This window comes from Armatimonadota bacterium (assembly GCA_016125185.1).
GTDB lineage: Bacteria > Armatimonadota > Fimbriimonadia > Fimbriimonadales > Fimbriimonadaceae > Fimbriimonas.
On sequence record WGMG01000006.1, the window covers coordinates 129,130 to 148,575 of the forward strand.

Here is a 19,446-nt window from a genome sequence, read left to right on the forward strand (position 1 = left end):
ATCGCCGGTGGGCAAGATGAGCCAATGACGGACAAGCGAGCAAACTCGTAAACATCGTCGTAAAATAGAAGTGTCCATGCACGAACTCGATCCGAGAAAACAGCGGCTTCTGCGCGCCATCGTGATCGAATATGTGACCGGTGCGGAGCCGATTGCCTCCGAAATGCTCGTTCAGAAATACGATCTCGGCGTCAAGTCGGCGACCGTTCGCAACGAGCTTGCCGAGATGTCGGAACTGGGATATCTTGAACAGCCCCACACATCTGCAGGGCGAATCCCCAGCGACTCCGGCTATCGCTTCTATGTTGACCGACTGATCGTCGAGAAGGTCATCGACGAGGGGCAGCAGAGGGTTCTCCGCGACGCGACCGAAGACACCGAAGCCTTGCAGGACCTCCTTCGCGATACGGTCAAGGTCCTCAGTCGCGCTACCGCTCAACTCGGCGTCGCGACGACCACCAAAGACTCAAGCGTGACGGTGAGGACCGCCATCGTGTCCGCCCTTGGGCCGACTCAGGCACTTCTCGTGGTCGCTCTCAGCAATGGGCACATCGAGAACCGCATGATCGAGTGTCCGAAGAATTTGACTCTCGAAGACATCGGCGCGACCAACGAAGCTCTGCGGCTCCAGATCGTCGGCAACGACCTGAAGACCCTGACGAAGTCCAAGCCGCTTCCGGTCGAGAGCCCTGTCATCGAGAAGCTTCTCGCCTTGGTCTGGACTCAGCTTCGGGCGATGGCCAAACAACTGACGCGCGGCAAACTGATCACCGAAGGCGAAGAATTCCTCTTCTCCAAACCCGAATTTCAGCGCGACGCCACCGCGCTGGCCGAGCTTTTCCGCCAGCTAGACGAAACCGACGTCCTGTACGACGCCGTCTCGCCCAAGACCGACGTGGTCACGATCGGTAAGGAGAACCGCTCTGAGCAGCTCCACCGCTTCAGCGTTGTCCGCAAAGGCTACTACATCGGCGATCAAGAGGTCGGCGTAGTCGCAATCGTCGGACCTACAAGAATGGATTACGACGGTAGTATCCCGCTCGTCAATTTCACCGCCGATGCCTTAAGCCGTAGCCTCACCCGATTCTTCGGGTGAGGCTACGTGCAAGCTAACGAATCCAAGTGCCTTCTTCGGGGCCATAGGCCGACTGAAGAATCGTTTGGATCGGCTCAAACTTGGCGATTTGACTGCCGGGAGTGGTGCGGTTGCTGAAGGATGTCAGTACCTGGTTCATTTCGACAAAACCTTGACGTGTGGCGGCCTGTGAGGCCCTGAGTGGATACACCGATTCAGTGGACGGCACCCTTGGCGTAGTCTTTTGAAAAGCCAAGTAAATCTGAGCAAAGTCGCTCACGGGCATGCTGTTTGAATAACCGTAACCATGTCGCTGTCGAGGGTCCAGTCGGATAAGATTCAACATGATCCTTTGCCCCTCGGCCGAACTCACACCTGCGCCATCGGCCACGACCGAGTACTGTTTCCAAGCGTTGAGATAGTCGGGATCAAGCTCCACCGCCTTTTTGAAGTACTGGGCCGCTTCGGGATAGCGGTCCTCTTCCATTCGCAGATAACCCAATAGATACTGAGACTGTGGCTTGGTCGGATTCTTCTTCGCCGCCTCGGTCAGCACCGTCTCGGCCACGCCTTCGGCGGGACCAGTTGTGAAGACACCTTCACAGCCAAAGCAGTGAGTCTCGACCCGGCCAAAGCTATCCGGCATCAGTTCGAACGCCTTTCGGAAATGCTCGATCGCCTCGGCCGTCTTTCCTTCGTTGGCCAGGTTGACCGCCATTCGCGACTGAATGCAGTAGGCATCGGAAAAGATTTTTAGCGAGTCGCTGTACATCGAAATCGCTTCCTTCATCAATCCCGCCTGCAGGAAGTCGTCGCCTCGCTCGCTCAGCCGGATCGCATCGACGACCGACTTATACGTCTTGCTTCCTTCCGCGTCGCCCTTCTTGGCCAATACTTCGGATAGCACTTTGTAGCCTAACATGCGCTTGCCATGTCCCATATCTCCGTCGGAGGGATCGATTGAAATAGCCTCTCGAGCGGTTTTCTCGGCGTCGTACAGTTTGCCTTGACGCTCAAAAATGATTGCTTTCCAAATGAGTGGCCGTTCTTCAAACATGTCACTTGCAAACATCTGGTCGAGTTGGCTGAGGGCGTCTTCTGGCTTTAGATTGTCAACTAATAACTGGTAGGCGTCGTCGTCTTTATTGTTCTGGTCAAGCTGAACTTGAACGAGTTTCATGCCCGTATCGACTTTGCCGAGCCTGATAAATGACTTCGCGATGACATCGAGAAGAGGTGTCTCCGACTCATCGTTGGAGTATCCATACCCGTTGTAGGAATCGGCAAATTGGCGCAAATCGGGAACTCCCCATTCTGGAGACTGGTCGAGCAAGTCGACAACATCTTGATCACGCCCGACTTTGGCGTAGAGGCGGATGAGGTCGCGATTGAGCATCCCCGCACCCTGGTAGTAACGATCAGGTCCCCCCGCAACAGCTAATTGTTCTGCTTCGCCGTACTTTCCTTGGTCGATGAGCCAGCGCATCGCGACTTCGGGCTCGTCCTTCTTGGTCACTTTTAGTCCGGCATCAGAAAGATCCTTGCGATTCATCAGGTCGCCCAGAACCAGGGCTTTTGAACCCGGAATCTTTCCCGCCTTGACTCCATTGAGGACAACGTTCGCGACATCCTCCGACGTCCCGGAGACGCTGACGGCCTGGATCAGGAGGTACGGCACGGAGCCTGAGCGCCCTCCGCCATCCTCTTCGGACGACGCCTTTGCCATGGCGTTTTCGAGGATCGGAACCATTTCCTTGGCTCGATTGGCGCTAAAGGCGGCCGGACCATAGTAGGACCATAGGTCGAGCTTCGGGTTCTGAGTCAGAGCCTTTTCGAAGAAACCCACGGCGATCTTTGCGATCTTTGGCGAGGCAAGCATCGTGGCGATCTTTGCGGTTGAGTTGTAGCCGATTATCGTCAAAATGGAAGCCTCTTTGAGATACGGGTCTCCCTGGCCGACCATGATTTTCGAGAAAATGAACAGGGCGCGAGCGGCAACCTTGGTTGGCCCCGTACTCTTGGGAAACCACTTGTTGAAGAGGGGATAGAGGTCGGCATCCTCCAGGTCCTGGATTAGTTCGCAATGGTGGGTGGGGAAGGTCGAGCCGCTTTGGCGGCACAGAGCAATTGCTATCTTTCGGTCGGTTTCGCTCGAAAACTCGATGGGCAGCTTGACCATCTTGAGGGCATCGAGGATCATGGCTTTGGCTTTGTCCTTCCCAAAGTTGCGGGTTAAGTCGGGAATCAATGCCATGCTTCCCTGCACCTCAGACGACCCCTGAGCCTTTGCGCTTTCGGCATTGCCAAGGCTGATGGTGTGATAGATCGCCTTCTTCATGAGCGCTTCATCGCGCCATATAGACGCGAACTGAAGCACAATGTCCCAATCGCTTCTCTTCGAGGTGGGTGAGTCGGCGATGGCGTCGATGATCGCTCTTTGCTTGGTCTTATCCTGGTTCAGGACTGCGGCAACAAGTCGAAATTCTTTCTTGGCCTTCTTGGCATCAAGTTCAGCGGCAATCGATGGCCAACTGGTCGGTGGCGGCAAATAGGTCATCGCATACTGCGAAGCGTAATTGCCGTAGCCGTTGAGTTGCGGATTGTTCGCAGTCCCCAGCAAATCCGCCCACCGTCGCCCAGCTTCTTGTGGGCTCAGCTTTGGCAGGTCGTTCGAAAAGTCGACAAATGCTTGAAGAGCCCCCAACTCTGGATTCTTCGAACTCGCCATTTGACGACGAACGACCTCCTTTGCTCCCATCAGGTCTTGGGCATCGGCTACGGCGCCCGCAATAACGATTATCGAGAGCGCCAGCGCTCTCGTGCTCTTTGAGCCGAATATTCTCATACTAAAACCCCAGTACTTCTACAGTATAAGACTGAATTTGGTCGGTGTTTAAAAGGTGTGAGATCGTTCTGCTACTGAATGGACCTAGTACTTTTGATAGTTCTATGGCTGCAAGACTATTATTGGATTGTTGGAAAGCTGTAAGATTCTTGTGTTTCGTGCGCCGCGTGGGCACGAACATCTTTGGGGCTAAAAATGAAAGCATTCTATATGCTGCTAGTCGTGGGTGCCGCTGTTAGCGCGCACGCACAAGTTATCGACACTTACCCTTTCTGGGACGGAAGCATCACCGCTGGATGGACCGCGATCGGACAATCGTTCGACGCTCCGGGATCCACTCTGACCGACTACCAATTTGCGATCGAAGGCAACGCCAACGGCGGAACCCTTAACGTCTCGGTATTCAATTGGATTGCGGGCACAGGACCCACGGGTGCTTCCCTCTATTCCACCTCGGTTGCTTGGCCGACCTCCACTGGAGACGTCGTCCTGAGTGGTCTCAACATTCCGATGACGGTCGGCGGCCATTACGGCGTTGTGGTTGACCTGAGCGGATCGACGAGCCAATCGGTCCATTATATGGGCAACACGACGGGTAACCCTTCCGGAAACGGATACTGGAGCGGAGACGATGGAGCCACCTGGAATGACTTCCCGGGCCTGAGCACTGAGTTCAAAGCGACCTTCTCCTCGGTTCCCGAACCGGCTTCGATGGCCGTTCTCGGATTGGGTGCGCTTGCGCTTCTGCGCCGCCGACGCCAAACCAACTAATTCGTCCTCGACCAAAACGAGGGACTTCATGAAAATGAAGTCCCTTTTTGTTTACCGAGCGAACGTGCCCGCGTGGATCATTTCCAGCGTTTCGTCGATGTCATCGACGGAATTCATCACGAACGAGCGGTACTGCAGGATCGGCTCGTCGAGTGGCACCGCCGAAACAAAGAAGAGCCGCGCGCCGTTCGGACCGGCTTGGATCACGACCTTTTCGCCACTGCTAAACACGACGACTTTCGGAGCCGATGCGGCCTTTCCGTCCGTCGTGACCGAACCGCGGATGACATAGGCAAGGGTGGCTGCATTGACCTCGGTCGGAATTTCAAACTCGGTATTAGGCTCCAACTGGACGTCCAAAATCGTCGGCTTGGCCGCGATTCCGTCAAACATTCCGCTTGTGTTGGCATAGCTTCCGGCGACGATTCGAACCGTTTTTCCGCCCTCAACGATCTGGGGAACCGAGGCGGCTGGTCCGCCGTGGTAGGCGGGCGGAATGCGCTTCTGGTCGCGAGGAAGACTAAACCAAAGCTGAAGCATTTCGGCACCCTCGTTCCCTGGCTTCATCATCTCTTCGTGGTAGATGCCGTTGCCTGCCGTCATCCACTGGGTGCCACCCGGGCCGACAATGCCCTCATTACCAATACTATCCTTGTGACCGACCTCCCCTGTGATCACATAGCTGACGGTCTCGATGCCGCGGTGGGGATGGCGAGGAAAGCCGACGACATCCGACTCTGGTCCGATGCTGGCATGATCGAGAAGCATGATGGGATCGAGAATCGCCATCCGCTCCCCACCGATGACTCGGTTGATCGTCACCCCTTTGGCCTCATCGATGGACGTTGGAGAGAAGAGAATAGCGGCTCGGCGTTGGCTCATACGGTGAATATACGCTGACGATCGTTAAGCAAGATGTATGGCCGCATACAACTTGGAAAAAGGCTCTGGAACGTAGGTAGCTATCCCGCCCCGTCGGCCAAGGATAATTCTTTGTTCACCAAAGTGAGCGCGTCATTTAGAGCATTCACCGGACCCTGTGCTTCCTTGGGGTCGATATTGGCACTATTCATGTTCGCAAGCATCGATTCGAAACTGGCCTTGAACTTCTTCAGTTGATCGACTGAAATGAGGCCCGCATTTCTCTCGATCAGTTCTCTTGTGGCTGGGGAAAGTTCTCGATACCCATATAACCGCGAATCTGGAAATTGGCTCGGTTCCAGAAAGTCGGCTGCGTACCAGTGGGTCGGCGAAAAGTAGAACCGAAGCGTCCATCGCCTCTGGTGACCGATTTGGAATAGGTCGCTACGATAAATCTCACTACCAGACCGCACACAACTGTTGCGTTGGTCCACGACTTCAGGACGATCGGTGACTCCGATTTCGATTTTGGCCCGATCCGTCTTCGCCGGATCGCACGTTCCGCAGACGACGTCATCGCTCGTGATCAGGCCGATTCCAGGTGCGCCGTAGATTCCGTTTTTCAACTCAAATGTGGGATCGTCCTCTGACCAGAGGTCTGGTGAAGATCCTCCAACTGACTTCCAATCGGGCGGCGAAAGAAGATATCTCTTGGCCATTTCCAACTGGGCTGGTGTTAGGGAACGGTAGGAGAGGATCTCTCCATTCATCAACTTGGAAAGTTGCACTTCCGTCAGGGATGCGAACAAGTGCCGGACGCACGGCTCTTCGGGCAATTTGCAGTGGCTTCCCGTGGAGGAATATCCGTAGAATCGGTCGACAATGGTCTTGGAAAGAGCATCTGCATCGTAACCTAACTGACCACAAGTGAGCCCAACATAGGTGCGCATATCAAATGTGCTCGTGGCTGGCCCAATCAGCTTGCGGTCGCACTTCGATTGCCAATGCTCGGTGTAGTTGTAGGGATACAATTCAAGCCAGTCTTGAGACGAGCAATGAGCCCAAGTCATATCATCCGGATCCAAGTAGGACTTAAATCCGTAACTGGACTTTTGTGTCACCATGGCCCAGTCTGGAACGCAAGCAACAATATTCTTGTGAAGCTGTTGTCCCAGGGATGCAAGCAATTCCTGGTTGCCCAGCGCAAGTCCATCGTGGAGGAACGATCGATGCACGAGGTCATCCAGGCACTTCGGATCGTCGGTGAATCGTCCACTTCCCCAAAAGGCAACTAAAGTGGCGGACGGAGGAGGCACAACCAGCTTCTTGCTCCAGCTTGGAATCTCCAACTCGCTGTCATCGTCTTCAAGACTTAATTCGAGGCCAGTGCTTCCAATATCGTGCCCATCCCGATCGTAGGCGTTCAGATCCACGTAGCGCTCACCGTAGGTCTTGTAAACGATCGTCATGGTGACCACATAGGGTTCAGGGTCTGCTCTTTCGGATTCAGTGTAGGATTGGTAGCTCAGGGTTGTCTCATCCAGCAAGTTTTTGAGGCATTTGCCGTTTGGCCCCTCGACCGGCATCGATGCTAATTCGGATTTCCAAAGTCGGTTTTCCGACTCCAGCTTGCTGGCAATCATGGGATCCAGCCCTCGCTGGCTTGCCGTCGGGCAAGTAGAAAAGACAATCCGTTCGTCCGGTTGTAGCTGGGCAAGAGTGGCCGCGTCGAGATGACTGAGACCGCGCGAAAGGGCCCGCTCAAGAGGCTTCCACGACCTCATCTCTGTCGACTGACCCAAGTCAACCGATCGCAAATAGGCGCGGCCACCGCTTCGAACGAACTTTGCGTCATAGGTCTCTGGGAAGTCGCGAGTCGCGCTGTCTAGTTGGTGCCGGTAGGTTTGGGTGAGTTTCCCAAATTCTTGATCCTCTTCTTTCTTACGCATCTCATTGGTGCGAATAAGAGCCCAGGCGTGATCGCGACTTTCGTGCCATTCGCCCTTCGTCACCGATGCGATCTTGTCCATGATCTCTCGAATGGGGCGACTCTCAGCATGGACGAAAAGTATCTCGTCGCCAACTGGCCCGACTGCGTTCATGGGAATGCCGGTCACCGCGGAGAGTCTATCGACGACGAGAGTAGCCCGAGAGACCGGCGCATCGAGGGTGATCTGGCGCGCTAAGTCCTGTTGGCCCAGAGCTAGCCGGGCAAAACCCACCAACGCGACAAGACTCACCGCCATGCTATCCGCATTATAACGTGAGAGCGACGTGCAGGTGATTTGAGAAAGCTACCGAACCGCCGAAGCCAGCTTCTCCAGCAACGCGACCGTATCCTCAAACGAGGTACAGGCGTCCGTCACGCTCTGCCCATAGATCATGTGGTCCGAGATGTCCTGCCGTCCTTCGACGAGGTGGCTCTCGATCATCACGCCCATGATCCCATGGTCCGGCGACGCCAGTTGCTCGCAGATGCTCTCCACGACCTTGCCCTGGTTACGGTGGTCCTTGTTGCTGTTTCCGTGGCTCGCGTCGATCATAACCTTCGCCGGAAGGTCGTGCTTGTTCAGAAGCTTCACCGCGTTCTGCACATGCTCCTTCGAGAAGTTCGGCCCGGTTTGGGTTCCGCCGCGCAGGATCACATGGCAATCTTCATTGCCGCGCGTTTGAAACAGCGACGACACGCCCTGCTTGGTGATCGAAGGGAACCAATGCGACTGCTTCGCCGCCATGACCGCCTCGACCGCACGCTGGACGTTGCCCTCGGTGGTGTTTTTGAATCCGACCGGCATCGACACGCCGCTGGCGAGTTCACGATGGACTTGGCTCTCTGTGGTTCGCGCACCGATGGCCACCCACGCGGTGATGTCGGCGACGTGCTGAGGAATCTGAAGGTCGAGGAACTCGGAGCCGGTCGGCAGGCCCATCTCGTTGATGTCGAGCAGGAGCTTTCGCGCCGCTCGCAGGCCCTTATTAATATGGTACGACTCGTTCAGGTCGGGGTCGTTGATATAGCCCTTCCAGCCAACCGTCGTTCGCGGCTTCTCAAAGTAGGCGCGAACGACCATGACCAACTTGTCCGAAAGCTTTTCGGCAACCGGTGCCAGGCGCGACGCATACTCGAAAACGCTCGCTGGGTCGTGGACGCTACACGGACCGACGACCACCACCAATCGGTTATCCCCACCGTGCAAAACCTCGACGATCGACTGGCGCGCCTTATCCACCGTTTCGGAAACCTCGTCGGAGACCGGCAGTTCTTCGTGCAGGATCGCCGGCGGGATCATGGGTCTCGCGTCAGTTATTCGTAAGTCGTCCGTAGGTCGCATAGGGGTGTCGGCGGACGTCTTTGTTCGCCTCCCTAGTATATCTAGTTCAAGATTCGGGCCGAAGCAAAACGAGACGAATAACGTGGGGAAAACGATGCGCAAAAAATGTGACAAAACGTTGGCGAAAAAAACTCTTCCCATCTAGGGGTAGTGGTGACATAATGGTAGGGCCCCTATATCTAGTGGTTGAAGAGTTGCCCCCATGCACTGCCCTTTTTGCGGAAACGATGATTTGAAGGTCCTGGATTCTCGTCCGGGAGCCGATGGCGAGTCGATCCGGCGTAGAAGGGAATGTGCCGGTTGCGCCAAGCGCTTCACCACCTGGGAGCGGTTCGAGAGGGCTCGCCTGTTCGTCATCAAACGCGACGGCAGTCGGTGCGATTTCAACCGCGAAAAAGTGTTCGATTCCATGCGACTCGCCTGCGGCAAGCGCCCGGTCTCAGTTGAGACAATGCGACAGGCGGCCATCCGCATCGAAGACGAACTCTATCGCAAATTCGAGGACGAGGTCAGTACGAAGGAAATCGGGTCGTGTGTCATGCGCGAACTCGCGACGATCGACACGGTTGCCTACGTCCGGTTCGCATCGGTCTATCGAGAATTCGAAACCGTTGCCGACTTCGCCGAAATGATCGAGCGAGTGCAGACCGAAGAGGCGCTCTCGCCGTTCAAACACCTTCAAAAAGAACTTATATCATAGGAGAACTCAGGAAGAGAAATCATGAAAATTCGACGCTACTTTACGCAATCTGGTAAGGACCCATACGCCGGTATCGACTTCGAGCCGCGCAAGAGCGAAATCCGCAACCCGGACGGTTCAACCGTTTTCCTTATGGAGAACGTCATGGTCCCGTCGCCGTGGAGCCAAGTCGCCACCGACATCCTCGCCCAGAAGTATTTTCGTAAAGCCGGACTGACACCAGGGAAGGTATATGGCGTCGAATACAGTCCGATGAACGAGTCGTCCATCAACCCGGCCGAGGCTCGCGAGACCGACTCGCGCCAGGTCTTCCACCGCCTCGCCGGCTGCTGGCGGCACTGGGGCGAGGAGTATGGCTACTTCGACTCCAAAGAGGATGCCCAAGCGTTCTATGACGAGCTTGTGCACATGCTGGCCCGGCAGATCGCCGCGCCCAACTCGCCGCAGTGGTTCAACACCGGCCTGCACTTCGCCTACGGCATCACCGGGACCCCGCAGGGCCACTACTATGTGGACCCCAAGACGACCCAGCTTTCGCTTTCCAAGAACGCCTACGAGCGCCCGCAACCCCACGCGTGCTTCATCCTAAGTGTGCGAGACGACCTGGTCAACGAAGGCGGCATCATGGACCTGTGGACCCGCGAGGCCCGCATCTTCAAGTACGGTTCCGGCGTCGGCACCAACTTCTCTCAGATTCGCGGCGAGAACGAAAAGCTCAGCGGCGGCGGCAAATCCAGCGGTCTCATGAGCTTCCTTCGCGTTGGCGACCGATCGGCGGGCGCCATCAAGTCCGGCGGCACCACTCGCCGTGCGGCCAAGATGGTTTGTCTTGACATCGACCACCCGGATATCGAAGAGTTCATCCACTGGAAGGTCAAGGAGGAACAGAAAGTCGCCTCTCTCGTGACTGGCTCCAAGCTCAACCAGCGGCACATCAACGCCATCATGAAGGCGTGTTATGTGGACGGCGTCGTCAACGCCAATCCGCGAACCAACTCCGCCCTCTGGACGGCTGTCGCCGAAGCCAAGCTCGACGAAATCCCGACGAACTACATCCAGCGCGCCATCCAGTTTGCCGAGCAAGGCTACACCAGCATCGAGTTCCCGACCTACGACACCGGTTACGAATCCGAAGCATATATGACGGTTTCGGGTCAGAACTCTAACAATTCGATCCGCGTTTCCAACGAATTCTTCCAAGCCGTCGAGGCCGATTCCGACTGGAACCTCACCACCCGGACCACCAAGAAGGTCGCCAAGACCCTATCGGCCAAGGACCTGTGGGAGGACCTCTGCGAGGCCGCATGGAACTGCGCCGACCCCGGACTCCAGTACGACAGCACCATCAACGAGTGGCACACCTGCCCAGCCCACGGGCGCATCAACGCCAGCAATCCGTGCTCGGAATACATGTTCCTGGACGACACCGCGTGCAACCTGGCATCGATCAACCTCGCCACGCTGTACGATCGCGAGACCGGAATTTTCGACGTCGAAGGCTATGTCCATGCCATCAACGTCTGGACTGTGGTCCTGGAAATCTCGGTGCTGATGGCCCAGTTCCCCAGCAAGGAGATCGCCCAGCTCAGCTACGACTTCCGCACCCTCGGCCTCGGCTATGCAAACCTTGGCGCATTGCTCATGCAGATGGGCATCCCCTACGACAGCAAGGACGGCTTTGCCATCGCTGGCGCGCTGACCTCTATCCTCGGCGGCGAAAGCTACGCTACCAGCGCCGAGATGGCCAAACAGCACGGCCCGTTCCCCAAGTTCCACCCGAACCGGGACCACATGCTCCGCGTCATCCGCAACCACCGACGCGCCGCCTACGACGCACCGACCGAAGAGTACGAAGAGCTTTCGATCCTGCCTGTCGGCATCGACCAGCAGGTCTGCCCGTCGCTGTTGCTGAAGGCGGCTCACAAGGCGTGGGACCGTGCCGTCGAGATCGGCGAACGAAACGGTTTCCGCAACGCTCAGGTGACCGTCCTTGCCCCCACCGGCACCATCGGCCTCATCATGGACTGCGACACTACCGGCATCGAGCCCGACTTCGCCTTGGTGAAGTTCAAGAAGCTCTCCGGCGGTGGCTACTTCAAGATCATCAACCAGAGCATTCCGCCAGCGCTGAAGAAGCTCGGCTACTCGCAAGAGCAGATCGAAGACATCGTCGGCTACGCTACCGGCTACAAAACGCTGAAAAACGCGCCGTCGATCAACCACGAAACGCTGAAGGCAAAGGGCTTTACCGACGAGGTCCTGACTCAGTTGGAGAAGGGGCTGGAGTCGGCTTTCGAACTCAAGTTCGTTTTCAATAAGTTCAATCTTGGTGAAGAATTCTGTACCAAAACGCTCGGAATCTCCGAAGAGGATCTGAACGATTGGACGTTCGACATGCTCGCCTATCTTGGCTTCACTCGTGACCAGATTGAAGCCGCCAACGAGTACGTGTGCGGCTCGATGACGATCGAAGGCGCTCCGCACCTTAAGGAAGAGCACCTGCCAATCTTTGACTGCGCCAACAAGTGCGGCAAGAAAGGCAAGCGGTTCATCTCCGCCGAAGGACACATCCGCATGATGGCGGCGGCCCAGCCGTTCCTCTCGGGTGCGATCTCCAAGACGATTAACCTTCCGGCCGAAGCGCGAGTGCAGGACGTGCATGACGCTTACTGGCTTTCGTGGAAGCTCGGCCTCAAAGCCAACGCGCTGTACCGAGACGGCTCGAAGCTCAGCCAACCGCTGAACTCGTCGACCAGCGACTCCGCCGCCGCAATTCTGGAAGCAACCCTGGATGGGGACCAAATCGGTGAGCATCGCGAACTGGTGGGTGCCTCGGCTAGCGGACCGACGAAGGATGCTTCTCCGGATGGAGAAGCCGGTGAGCTTGCGAACCGGATGAGGGGAACCGATCTCATCGGTCAGGACCTCTCCCAACACGAACAAATCGAAAAGATCGCCACGAAACTGGTCTACCGCTACATCAGCAAGCGACGCCTGATGCCTGGCCGACGCCGAGGCTACACCCAAAAGGCCCGAGTTGGCGGTCACAAGGTCTATCTGCGAACTGGTGAATTCGAAGACGGGACCCTGGGCGAAATCTTTGTCGACATGCACCGGGAAGGAGCCGCCTTCCGGTCGTTGATGAACTGCTTCGCCATCGCCGTCTCGCTCGGCCTGCAGTACGGCGTCCCGCTCGAAGAGTTCGTCGAGGCGTTCGTCTTCACCCGCTTCGAGCCGAACGGCATGGTCAGCGGCCACGACAACATCAAGATGTCCACCTCGGTCATCGACTACATCTTCCGCGAACTCGCGATGTCGTACCTCGGCCGCAACGAGCTGGTCCAGGTGAAGCCGGAAGACCTGCGCAACGACACCGTTGGCCAGCCGACCGACTACCCGGACTACGACGATGAAGAGGAAATCGCTGAACTGGAGGACTCCGAAATCCCGCCGGGATTCGCGGCCTCCGACCACTCCTCGCGTGGCTACCTCGCCAACCGCGACCAGAGCCCGCTCCCTTTTGACGGCAACCCAGAGGCCCTGGGCTCACCGACCGAATCGCTCACCCGCAACCAGCAGGGAACCGAGCCGAAGTTCGAAGAGCGAATGGTCAGTGGCCACGGTGCGAACGGCGTCGGCCTGTTCGAGGTGTCCGACAATGCCCCCACAATCGTGAAGAAGGCTTATCTCGCGGGCGAAGCTCCGGCTGTATCTAGCCCCTCCCCTAATGGGGAGGTGTCCGGCGGCATAGTCGCAGGACGGAGGGGTGAGGTTGCGAAAGCAACACCTAAACTTTCCGAAGTCTCCGAGAAGATCCGAATGGCCCGCCTGCAAGGCTACGAAGGCGACCCCTGCGGTAACTGCGGCGCGTTCACGCTGGTGAGGAACGGCGTGTGCCTGAAGTGCCAGAGTTGCGGAGAAACCAGCGGCTGTAGCTAGTATTCAGAGTTCGCGAACACTGGTTTAGAGGAAAGACTCGGGTGGCACGTATAGATGCATCCGAGTCTTTGCTTTCAGTGGAGTTCCTTTCCATCTATGCGTGCAATTGTCCAACATGGACAGAGGTGTCTCTCACTTTTTGAAGACAAAGACTCTACTACCTCTGTCCATGCCACCCACAAACATCTCAAACCTCAGAAAGCTTCCAAATCCGATAAGTGAATACAAGGAATCGCACCAACCTTGCCTGTTTCGCACCAATTCGCGGACGACCACCGATAGTCCAATGCTTCCTCGACTAATTCTGCCTGAACCGGATTTTGATGGATATAGTTGACCACAAACCGGCGCGTTCGGTCTCTTGAGACATTTCTGTCATAGCCTCCTCCAGTCTCCCAAAGATAGGTGTCGATCCAGCCATTGTTTCGAGCCTTGGCCGAGACACCTTGCTTAATGGACTTCAAGAACTCAGAGATGTCGTATTCGTCTTCCAAAGGATGCACCAACAAGTGCACATGGTCGGGCATCAGCGCGTACGCCAAGATGGCATAGTTGTAGGTTCGAATCTCGCGAGCGACCGTTCCTGCAAAGAGCCGACAAATCCGATTATCCAATAGGTAGGGTCTTCGATCGAGAGTCGAAAAGGTTAGGTAGTGGCTGTCATCAGGTCGGTTGTAGACTTTTCGAGTCTTGTACTTGATCGGCCCCTGGCCCATCGATAGGTTTTACCTCTCTTCCAATGCCTGACGATCCAATCACGTAAGCCTCGGGTGGCACGTATAGATGCATCCGAGTCTTTGCTTTCGGTGGAGTTCTTTTCCATCTTTGCGTGCAATGGGCCAAATCGCATGATCTGAAATGTCCTAATTTGCGCCTAGCCGCGTCCGAAGCTCAGACATATCGAGAACCTCGACGCTCCCTCGACCACTTTCGTATATCGTATTGATCCTCAGCACACTGTGATTTCGAACCTCCTCGGGAATGCCCACCAGCGTATGGTTGATGTGCGAACCATTGGTGCCGTCGTACCGGGACAGATTCTTCTGAACGCCATAGGCAAACGCCGATGGACCTTTGACTTCGACTCCCAAAAGGTCTTTGACCGAAAAGCGTCCGAGGTCTAAGAAGACTGGTTTTCGTGCGTACCGCCACGAAGGACGCATGTGCTTCCACTTGAACGCAAATATCTGGGGCGCCATCCGCTTCATGAGGAATAGTCGATCGGCAAACAGCTCCGCATTGACGACCCAAACCATGTTGCCGTAAAATCGTTCCCGTTCCAGGATTTCGGCCGGTGAAATGCTGGAATTTTGGAGTTCGACGACCAATCCGCTTTCATTTTGGATATCGGCCCGATGCGGCCCCATCGGCACCTCCACAAAGCATGGGTCGAAGATCGTCTTCCACGCTCGGTGCCACTCCGTCTCCGGCTCCGTCCAGGAGTCGCAGTCCAAGTCCGCCACATGCGCCCAATGGTGAATCTTGATCCGTCCGCAACGGGCGAGCACGGGCTCAAGGCAAATGGGGCAGAAGGCTTCCACATCCTTCACCGCCTCGATCTTCTCCCCATCTCGCGTGACCGCGTACTGCACGGATTCAGATTACACGAGAAGGATTGGCCCTGTGTCTTTAGCCGTTTTGCTTCTCACGCTTGAGGTTGCGAACGAGTCAGGCCCGCCTGATTGAGAAGTCTCTGTATGAACTTGATCCGTGACCAGAAATCGGTTGTCGCAAGTCCTATAATTGACAATAGCGAATGAAACAGAAGCAGTCCCGGGCCTCGAGGTTTTTCAAGAGCATGGCGTGCTCCCTCACGGAGGCGTGGCTCTTGCCGATGATGCTGATTCCGCTGTTCAAAATCGGAAGTCCTATGGCTCAAGGTTTGGTCGCTGGGACTATTTGCGTTAGCCTCTTAGCTCTGCATGTACTTTTTGAGTACGTCTTGCTTTGGCCCGACGGCCCGAAGACGACGAAGCCCGCTAACGAAAACGTCTAAGAACGTTGTCGGCATATTCAATCCTTACTCGGGCTCAAACTTCTTCCATAAATTGTTCAGAACGAATATGAAACCCTACGCCGATCTGACGGAGAGTACGGTTATATTCACCTTGATCGGAGTGTTCTTGGCGGCCGAGTTGCTGATCGACACCACCGTTCTTTCGATCTCGTCGCTCACTTATGGCACGATTTACGTGTTCATTCTCGATGGCGCAAAGATCGCGACAGCGGCCTGGGTGCTGGTGAGCTCGCGAAAGTTCGAATTGGACCGGACCGGGCCAGGATTGGCTTTGCTCCTTACGTCCATTGCCAACTTTATGTGCCTGACTCCGCTCATGATGGGCGATTATTTCGGTCCCGGCAACGACGCTCATCGAACGCTCTTGGCCATCGAAACCCTGCACATGGGTCTCACATTGATCGCCTCTTCAGTCACGGGAATTCTGGGGCTAACGTTGTTGCTCTCGCCCCACCCATCCGAGCGCAAATAGCCAATTCACATTGGCGAAGACACCGCACGATATTGGATGTCGCCATAATGCCAGAAAGCGAATGCTCCGTTTTCAATATGGAGGGTCGGCTCAAAGCTAGTTGTTGCAAACTGTTGGGCGGCTTCTTGTGGATCATTTACGTTCGAAAAGGTCAATAAGAATCTTTGCACCGTGATGTCGCCATAATGCCTTGCATCGCTAGCATCCATTCTTTCGACCATCTGATCGATTGTATCGACCCGAAAAACCCGTATGTCGCGATCAAATGCATGCGTGTGAATCATAAATGTATCGACGGGACCGATCCACGCCTGAATCGTGTCTGCATCCGACAAGCCTTTGGCTTCATAGGCGACTTCGTCCTTATAGCTGCTACAAGTCGATAGAATTCGGATGAGTAAGGTCCCTGTCATAGTCGTCGAATGTTTTACCAGCAGTAGCCGAGGCACGCCTCTTCAATGCCGTTAGTAACATTGATTTAAGTATTGCCTTATAATGCCGTAAAGCTATGGCCAATCAACCGTTGTCCGTCGAGCCTCCACCAACCGCCCAGGGCGTTTGGATCGGCTACGAGCGAAATGGTAAGCGGGTCGGTTGGCGATTCACCCGCACCAAGCGACCGCATCGAATCCTTTTGTACGAGTTCGGTCTTGCTCTCGTGGTCCTCGCGATTTTCTATACGCTTCTCTCGCGGCCAGGAGTCGCCTACACCGGACCTTATCCCGCCGAAGCGGAAGCATACTCCTGGGTTAAATCCGTCCAACACTTCATGATTGTTGGACCGCCTTTCTTCGTCGGGCTCCTCTGCATGTTCGTCGCCCGATGTCGGCAATGGAAGGCACGCCGCGCTACCAACCGTGCAAAACTTTCTTCACCTTAAACCAGTTAATCGACGTATCCGTACCCGGGCCATTCTTGACTAGAATACACGACCAGGGCCCTGGTGAAGGCCCGGTAGTGCTCGGCTTTGGCTTCATCAGTTTGGACCCACCCAAAGTTCGGTTGACTCCGAACTCATGGTGGTTGCACACCACGACCGACACATTCCCCTTATTGAACTCGTACCAGGGCTTGGCCGAGGGGTCTTCGACAAATCCTTCCGGACCCAACTCCGCTCGCACCTTGGCCGCCAAGTCCTTGGTTTCCCCCGGCCCCATCGAATAATACGCCCACTTGTCCTTGCCATCCTGCCACATGTCCACCGGGTGGTCGACCGTTACAAAGCTGTAGGATTTTGGCGCGGGAGTCAGCGACTTCCATCCCGCCAACACCAGCGTGAGGATGACGATGCCGACAAGAACCTGCATGGGTGTGAGCTTCGTGCGCTTCATGAGTTGAGTTTATTGTACGAAGAAACAGATACGATTACGAACGAATCTAGCGCTAGGTAACAAATATCAAACCGAAGTGATCCATTCGACGAAGACGATCCGCTTCCTCGTCGGAAGGAACTCGGAAGACGCTAGCGCTTCCGAGTAAACGACAGCGCCCCGGACGGGCACTTCTCAATCTGGGCAACGATCTCATCCGACGTCGCCCCTTCCATGTCGATCCACGGATGGCGTTGCAGATCGAACACCGTGGATAGTCCACGCACGCAGTTTCCGCAATGCACACACTTGGCGCTACGCCAATGCACTGTCAGATCATCCGACTCGTAATCCCGCTCAACGTGGCGATCCATGAAGGAATTTTGGCCGATGGCGGAAGCCATAATGATAGAAAAGTATGTCCAGCACGAAGAACCCCTACACCAGCGACCGTGTCGGTCGCAGCGTCACCGCCAATTTCGTCATTGTGCTGGGAGTTCTCTTCGGGCTTTGTGGTGGCGGGGGCTCGCTGTTTGGCGGGCTTGGCGGGTCAGAGAAGTTTATCGGCTTAGTCGTGTCGCTGGTCCTCTGTCTGGCTTGCGTTGGCTATGGCGTACGCACCCTCCGCACTTTGGCTCGCGAGAAGCGGGAATCCGAAGAATCTCAGTAAGGGACCACGAGTACCCTGGTCCGTTATCTCGGGCCACTCATTCCGTTTACTTTGGAACGGAAGGTCCCAGTGTTTTGATAATTTTCATTAACGTGGGATAAGACTTGAGATTCTCTTGTACCATGATTTAGGTACTAAGCAAATTTGCGAGGTGCCAGGTTGATTCTCATGAAGAAACTCACTCTTATTTCAATTTCGGCTGTAGCAATCACCGGCATGAGCGTTGCCGCTATGCGGTTTCTTCCCGGAAACGTGACCCCTTGGCGGGCCTTCCACGCCTTTGCCGAGCGAAACGGTATCGGCGCAAATACGCTTGCGAGCTACAACACCAGCTCAATTGGCAGCATTGGTACGACTTATGGGTCACCTGTGCTGACGTCGGGTCCATCGGCAAATTTCAGCTATGGGTATCGCGGTGCACTCGTGGTTTGCAACACGTCGGGTGATGTCTGCTGTCTGCCGATCTCCGGCGGTGGCACCCAAAGCTGGACCTACACGACTGGGGGTGCCATTTACGGTACGCCGTGGATTGGCAATCTCCTCGACCTAGACGATGTTTTTGTCGGGTCGGACGACAATTATTTTTATCGGATCAGTAACGACCCCAATTCCACGAATCAGGGTTCGGTCAAAGCAGCCTATCAGACCGGTGGGGCAATTCGGTCTTCGCCGTGTGGAGACGAATCGCCGGCCTCGGCCCCGGGGGGTCCCAATGATGGCTACATTTACTTTGGTTGCGACGACTACAAGATTTATAGCCTGCGCGCCCAAACCCCGACCAATGGTGATGGCCTTTCCTTCGAATGGAGCTACACAACGGGTGGAGTCGTAGAATCCTCGCCGACCTTTGACAGTGTTAACGTCTACGTTGGATCGGACGACGGGTACATGTATGCCATTCGGCGAAAGGACAACGGCTCGCTCTGGTCGAAAGGTGATCTTTGCTTCCGCTATCAAACCGGCGATGCAATCCGTTCGACGCCGTGCATCTACGGAGGAAAGATTTTCTTTGGTTCGCGAGACGACTATATCTACGCCATCGATGTCACTACCCAGTCGCTCAGTTGGAGCTACCAGACGGGGGGAAATGTTGATTCGTCGCCCGCGGTCTCGAAGAGCGGCTCAAACATCTACGTTGGGTCTGATGATGGGTATCTGTACTGTATCTCGACCGGTGGAACTTACCAGTGGAGTCTCAACCTCGGATCGCCAATCAAGTCGTCGCCAGCGGTTGCGAACGACGGCACGATCTTCGTCGGCACTGACTCGGACGGCGTGTACCACGTTTCAACCAGCGGTTCGGTTCTCCACCATTTCAGCAGTGGTGTGAACGTGTATCCCTCGGTTGCGATCGGCAAGACCGATGCTACTTCTGGTGCTACGGGGCGAGCCTTCTACGTCACGACGGCTGGCAACATCTACGACATCAAGTAGGTGGCCAAGATTCCTTCGGA

At 55.7% G+C, this 19,446-nt stretch carries 18 protein-coding genes; 9 read left to right on the forward strand and 9 right to left on the reverse strand.

Annotated elements, in window-relative coordinates; genetic code table 11:
* Positions 1 to 76 precede the first annotated feature (76 nt).
* Positions 77 to 1,096: a heat-inducible transcription repressor HrcA gene (hrcA, locus tag GC165_08285; GenBank protein ID MBI1332863.1), complete on the forward strand. Its 1,020-nt coding sequence runs from the start codon at positions 77 to 79 to the stop codon at positions 1,094 to 1,096.
* A gap of 13 nt (positions 1,097 to 1,109) precedes the next feature.
* On the opposite strand, the gene GC165_08290 is transcribed toward hrcA, so the two are convergent.
* Positions 1,110 to 3,920, reverse strand: coding sequence for a tetratricopeptide repeat protein (locus GC165_08290; GenBank protein ID MBI1332864.1), 2,811 nt, complete (start codon positions 3,918 to 3,920; stop codon positions 1,110 to 1,112).
* Between the two features lie 195 nt (positions 3,921 to 4,115).
* Between GC165_08290 and GC165_08295 the strand changes: the two genes are divergently transcribed.
* Positions 4,116 to 4,691: a PEP-CTERM sorting domain-containing protein gene (locus tag GC165_08295; protein MBI1332865.1), complete on the forward strand. Its 576-nt coding sequence runs from the start codon at positions 4,116 to 4,118 to the stop codon at positions 4,689 to 4,691.
* 51 nt (positions 4,692 to 4,742) lie between these two features.
* Here GC165_08295 and GC165_08300 read toward each other — a convergent pair whose 3' ends face one another.
* The 3 genes from GC165_08300 to GC165_08310 form a co-directional block, all read right to left on the reverse strand.
* Entirely contained in the window at positions 4,743 to 5,573 is an 831-nt protein-coding gene (locus GC165_08300) for a pirin family protein (GenBank protein ID MBI1332866.1), read from the reverse strand.
* Positions 5,574 to 5,653: 80 nt separating this feature from the next.
* Positions 5,654 to 7,798 (reverse strand): hypothetical protein, encoded by a 2,145-nt coding sequence (locus GC165_08305; GenBank protein MBI1332867.1) that lies wholly within the window; start codon positions 7,796 to 7,798, stop codon positions 5,654 to 5,656.
* A 48-nt stretch (positions 7,799 to 7,846) separates the two neighbouring features.
* Positions 7,847 to 8,884 carry a 3-deoxy-7-phosphoheptulonate synthase gene (locus GC165_08310; GenBank protein ID MBI1332868.1) on the reverse strand — a complete coding sequence of 346 codons (1,038 nt, stop codon included), beginning with the start codon at positions 8,882 to 8,884 and terminating at the stop codon, positions 7,847 to 7,849.
* 202 nt (positions 8,885 to 9,086) lie between these two features.
* Here GC165_08310 and nrdR point away from each other — a divergent pair, with 202 nt between their 5' ends.
* Both nrdR and GC165_08320 read left to right on the forward strand, forming a co-directional pair.
* A complete protein-coding gene (gene nrdR / locus GC165_08315; protein MBI1332869.1) occupies positions 9,087 to 9,584 on the forward strand; it encodes a transcriptional repressor NrdR in 498 nt (165 codons plus the stop codon).
* A 21-nt stretch (positions 9,585 to 9,605) separates the two neighbouring features.
* Entirely contained in the window at positions 9,606 to 13,523 is a 3,918-nt protein-coding gene (locus GC165_08320; GenBank protein ID MBI1332870.1) for an adenosylcobalamin-dependent ribonucleoside-diphosphate reductase, read from the forward strand.
* A gap of 194 nt (positions 13,524 to 13,717) precedes the next feature.
* Here the strand turns inward: GC165_08320 and GC165_08325 are convergent, their stop codons facing one another.
* On the reverse strand, positions 13,718 to 14,239 hold the full coding sequence (locus tag GC165_08325; GenBank protein ID MBI1332871.1) for a hypothetical protein: 522 nt from the start codon (positions 14,237 to 14,239) through the stop codon (positions 13,718 to 13,720).
* A gap of 147 nt (positions 14,240 to 14,386) precedes the next feature.
* Positions 14,387 to 15,115: a hypothetical protein gene (locus GC165_08330; protein MBI1332872.1), complete on the reverse strand. Its 729-nt coding sequence runs from the start codon at positions 15,113 to 15,115 to the stop codon at positions 14,387 to 14,389.
* A gap of 164 nt (positions 15,116 to 15,279) precedes the next feature.
* Between GC165_08330 and GC165_08335 the strand changes: the two genes are divergently transcribed.
* Both GC165_08335 and GC165_08340 read left to right on the forward strand, forming a co-directional pair.
* Positions 15,280 to 15,519, forward strand: coding sequence for a hypothetical protein (locus GC165_08335; GenBank protein MBI1332873.1), 240 nt, complete (start codon positions 15,280 to 15,282; stop codon positions 15,517 to 15,519).
* Between the two features lie 67 nt (positions 15,520 to 15,586).
* Positions 15,587 to 16,012, forward strand: coding sequence for a hypothetical protein (locus GC165_08340; protein MBI1332874.1), 426 nt, complete (start codon positions 15,587 to 15,589; stop codon positions 16,010 to 16,012).
* Between the two features lie 5 nt (positions 16,013 to 16,017).
* Here GC165_08340 and GC165_08345 read toward each other — a convergent pair whose 3' ends face one another.
* On the reverse strand, positions 16,018 to 16,425 hold the full coding sequence (locus GC165_08345; protein MBI1332875.1) for a hypothetical protein: 408 nt from the start codon (positions 16,423 to 16,425) through the stop codon (positions 16,018 to 16,020).
* Positions 16,426 to 16,520: 95 nt separating this feature from the next.
* Here GC165_08345 and GC165_08350 point away from each other — a divergent pair, with 95 nt between their 5' ends.
* A complete protein-coding gene (locus GC165_08350; protein MBI1332876.1) occupies positions 16,521 to 16,892 on the forward strand; it encodes a hypothetical protein in 372 nt (123 codons plus the stop codon).
* Here GC165_08350 and GC165_08355 read toward each other — a convergent pair.
* Together GC165_08355 and GC165_08360 are read right to left on the reverse strand one after the other, a co-directional pair.
* Positions 16,861 to 17,343 (reverse strand): hypothetical protein, encoded by a 483-nt coding sequence (locus GC165_08355; protein MBI1332877.1) that lies wholly within the window; start codon positions 17,341 to 17,343, stop codon positions 16,861 to 16,863. The two genes, GC165_08350 and GC165_08355, sit on opposite strands and share 32 nt — an antisense overlap.
* Positions 17,344 to 17,474: 131 nt before the next feature.
* Complete coding sequence (locus GC165_08360) at positions 17,475 to 17,696, reverse strand: (4Fe-4S)-binding protein (GenBank protein MBI1332878.1); 222 nt, start codon at positions 17,694 to 17,696, stop codon at positions 17,475 to 17,477.
* A gap of 44 nt (positions 17,697 to 17,740) precedes the next feature.
* On the opposite strand from GC165_08360, the gene GC165_08365 reads away from it, so the two are divergent.
* Together GC165_08365 and GC165_08370 are read left to right on the forward strand one after the other, a co-directional pair.
* Complete coding sequence (locus GC165_08365) at positions 17,741 to 17,992, forward strand: hypothetical protein (protein ID MBI1332879.1); 252 nt, start codon at positions 17,741 to 17,743, stop codon at positions 17,990 to 17,992.
* Positions 17,993 to 18,160: 168 nt separating this feature from the next.
* Complete coding sequence (locus tag GC165_08370; GenBank protein MBI1332880.1) at positions 18,161 to 19,426, forward strand: PQQ-binding-like beta-propeller repeat protein; 1,266 nt, start codon at positions 18,161 to 18,163, stop codon at positions 19,424 to 19,426.
* Positions 19,427 to 19,446: the final 20 nt, after the last annotated feature.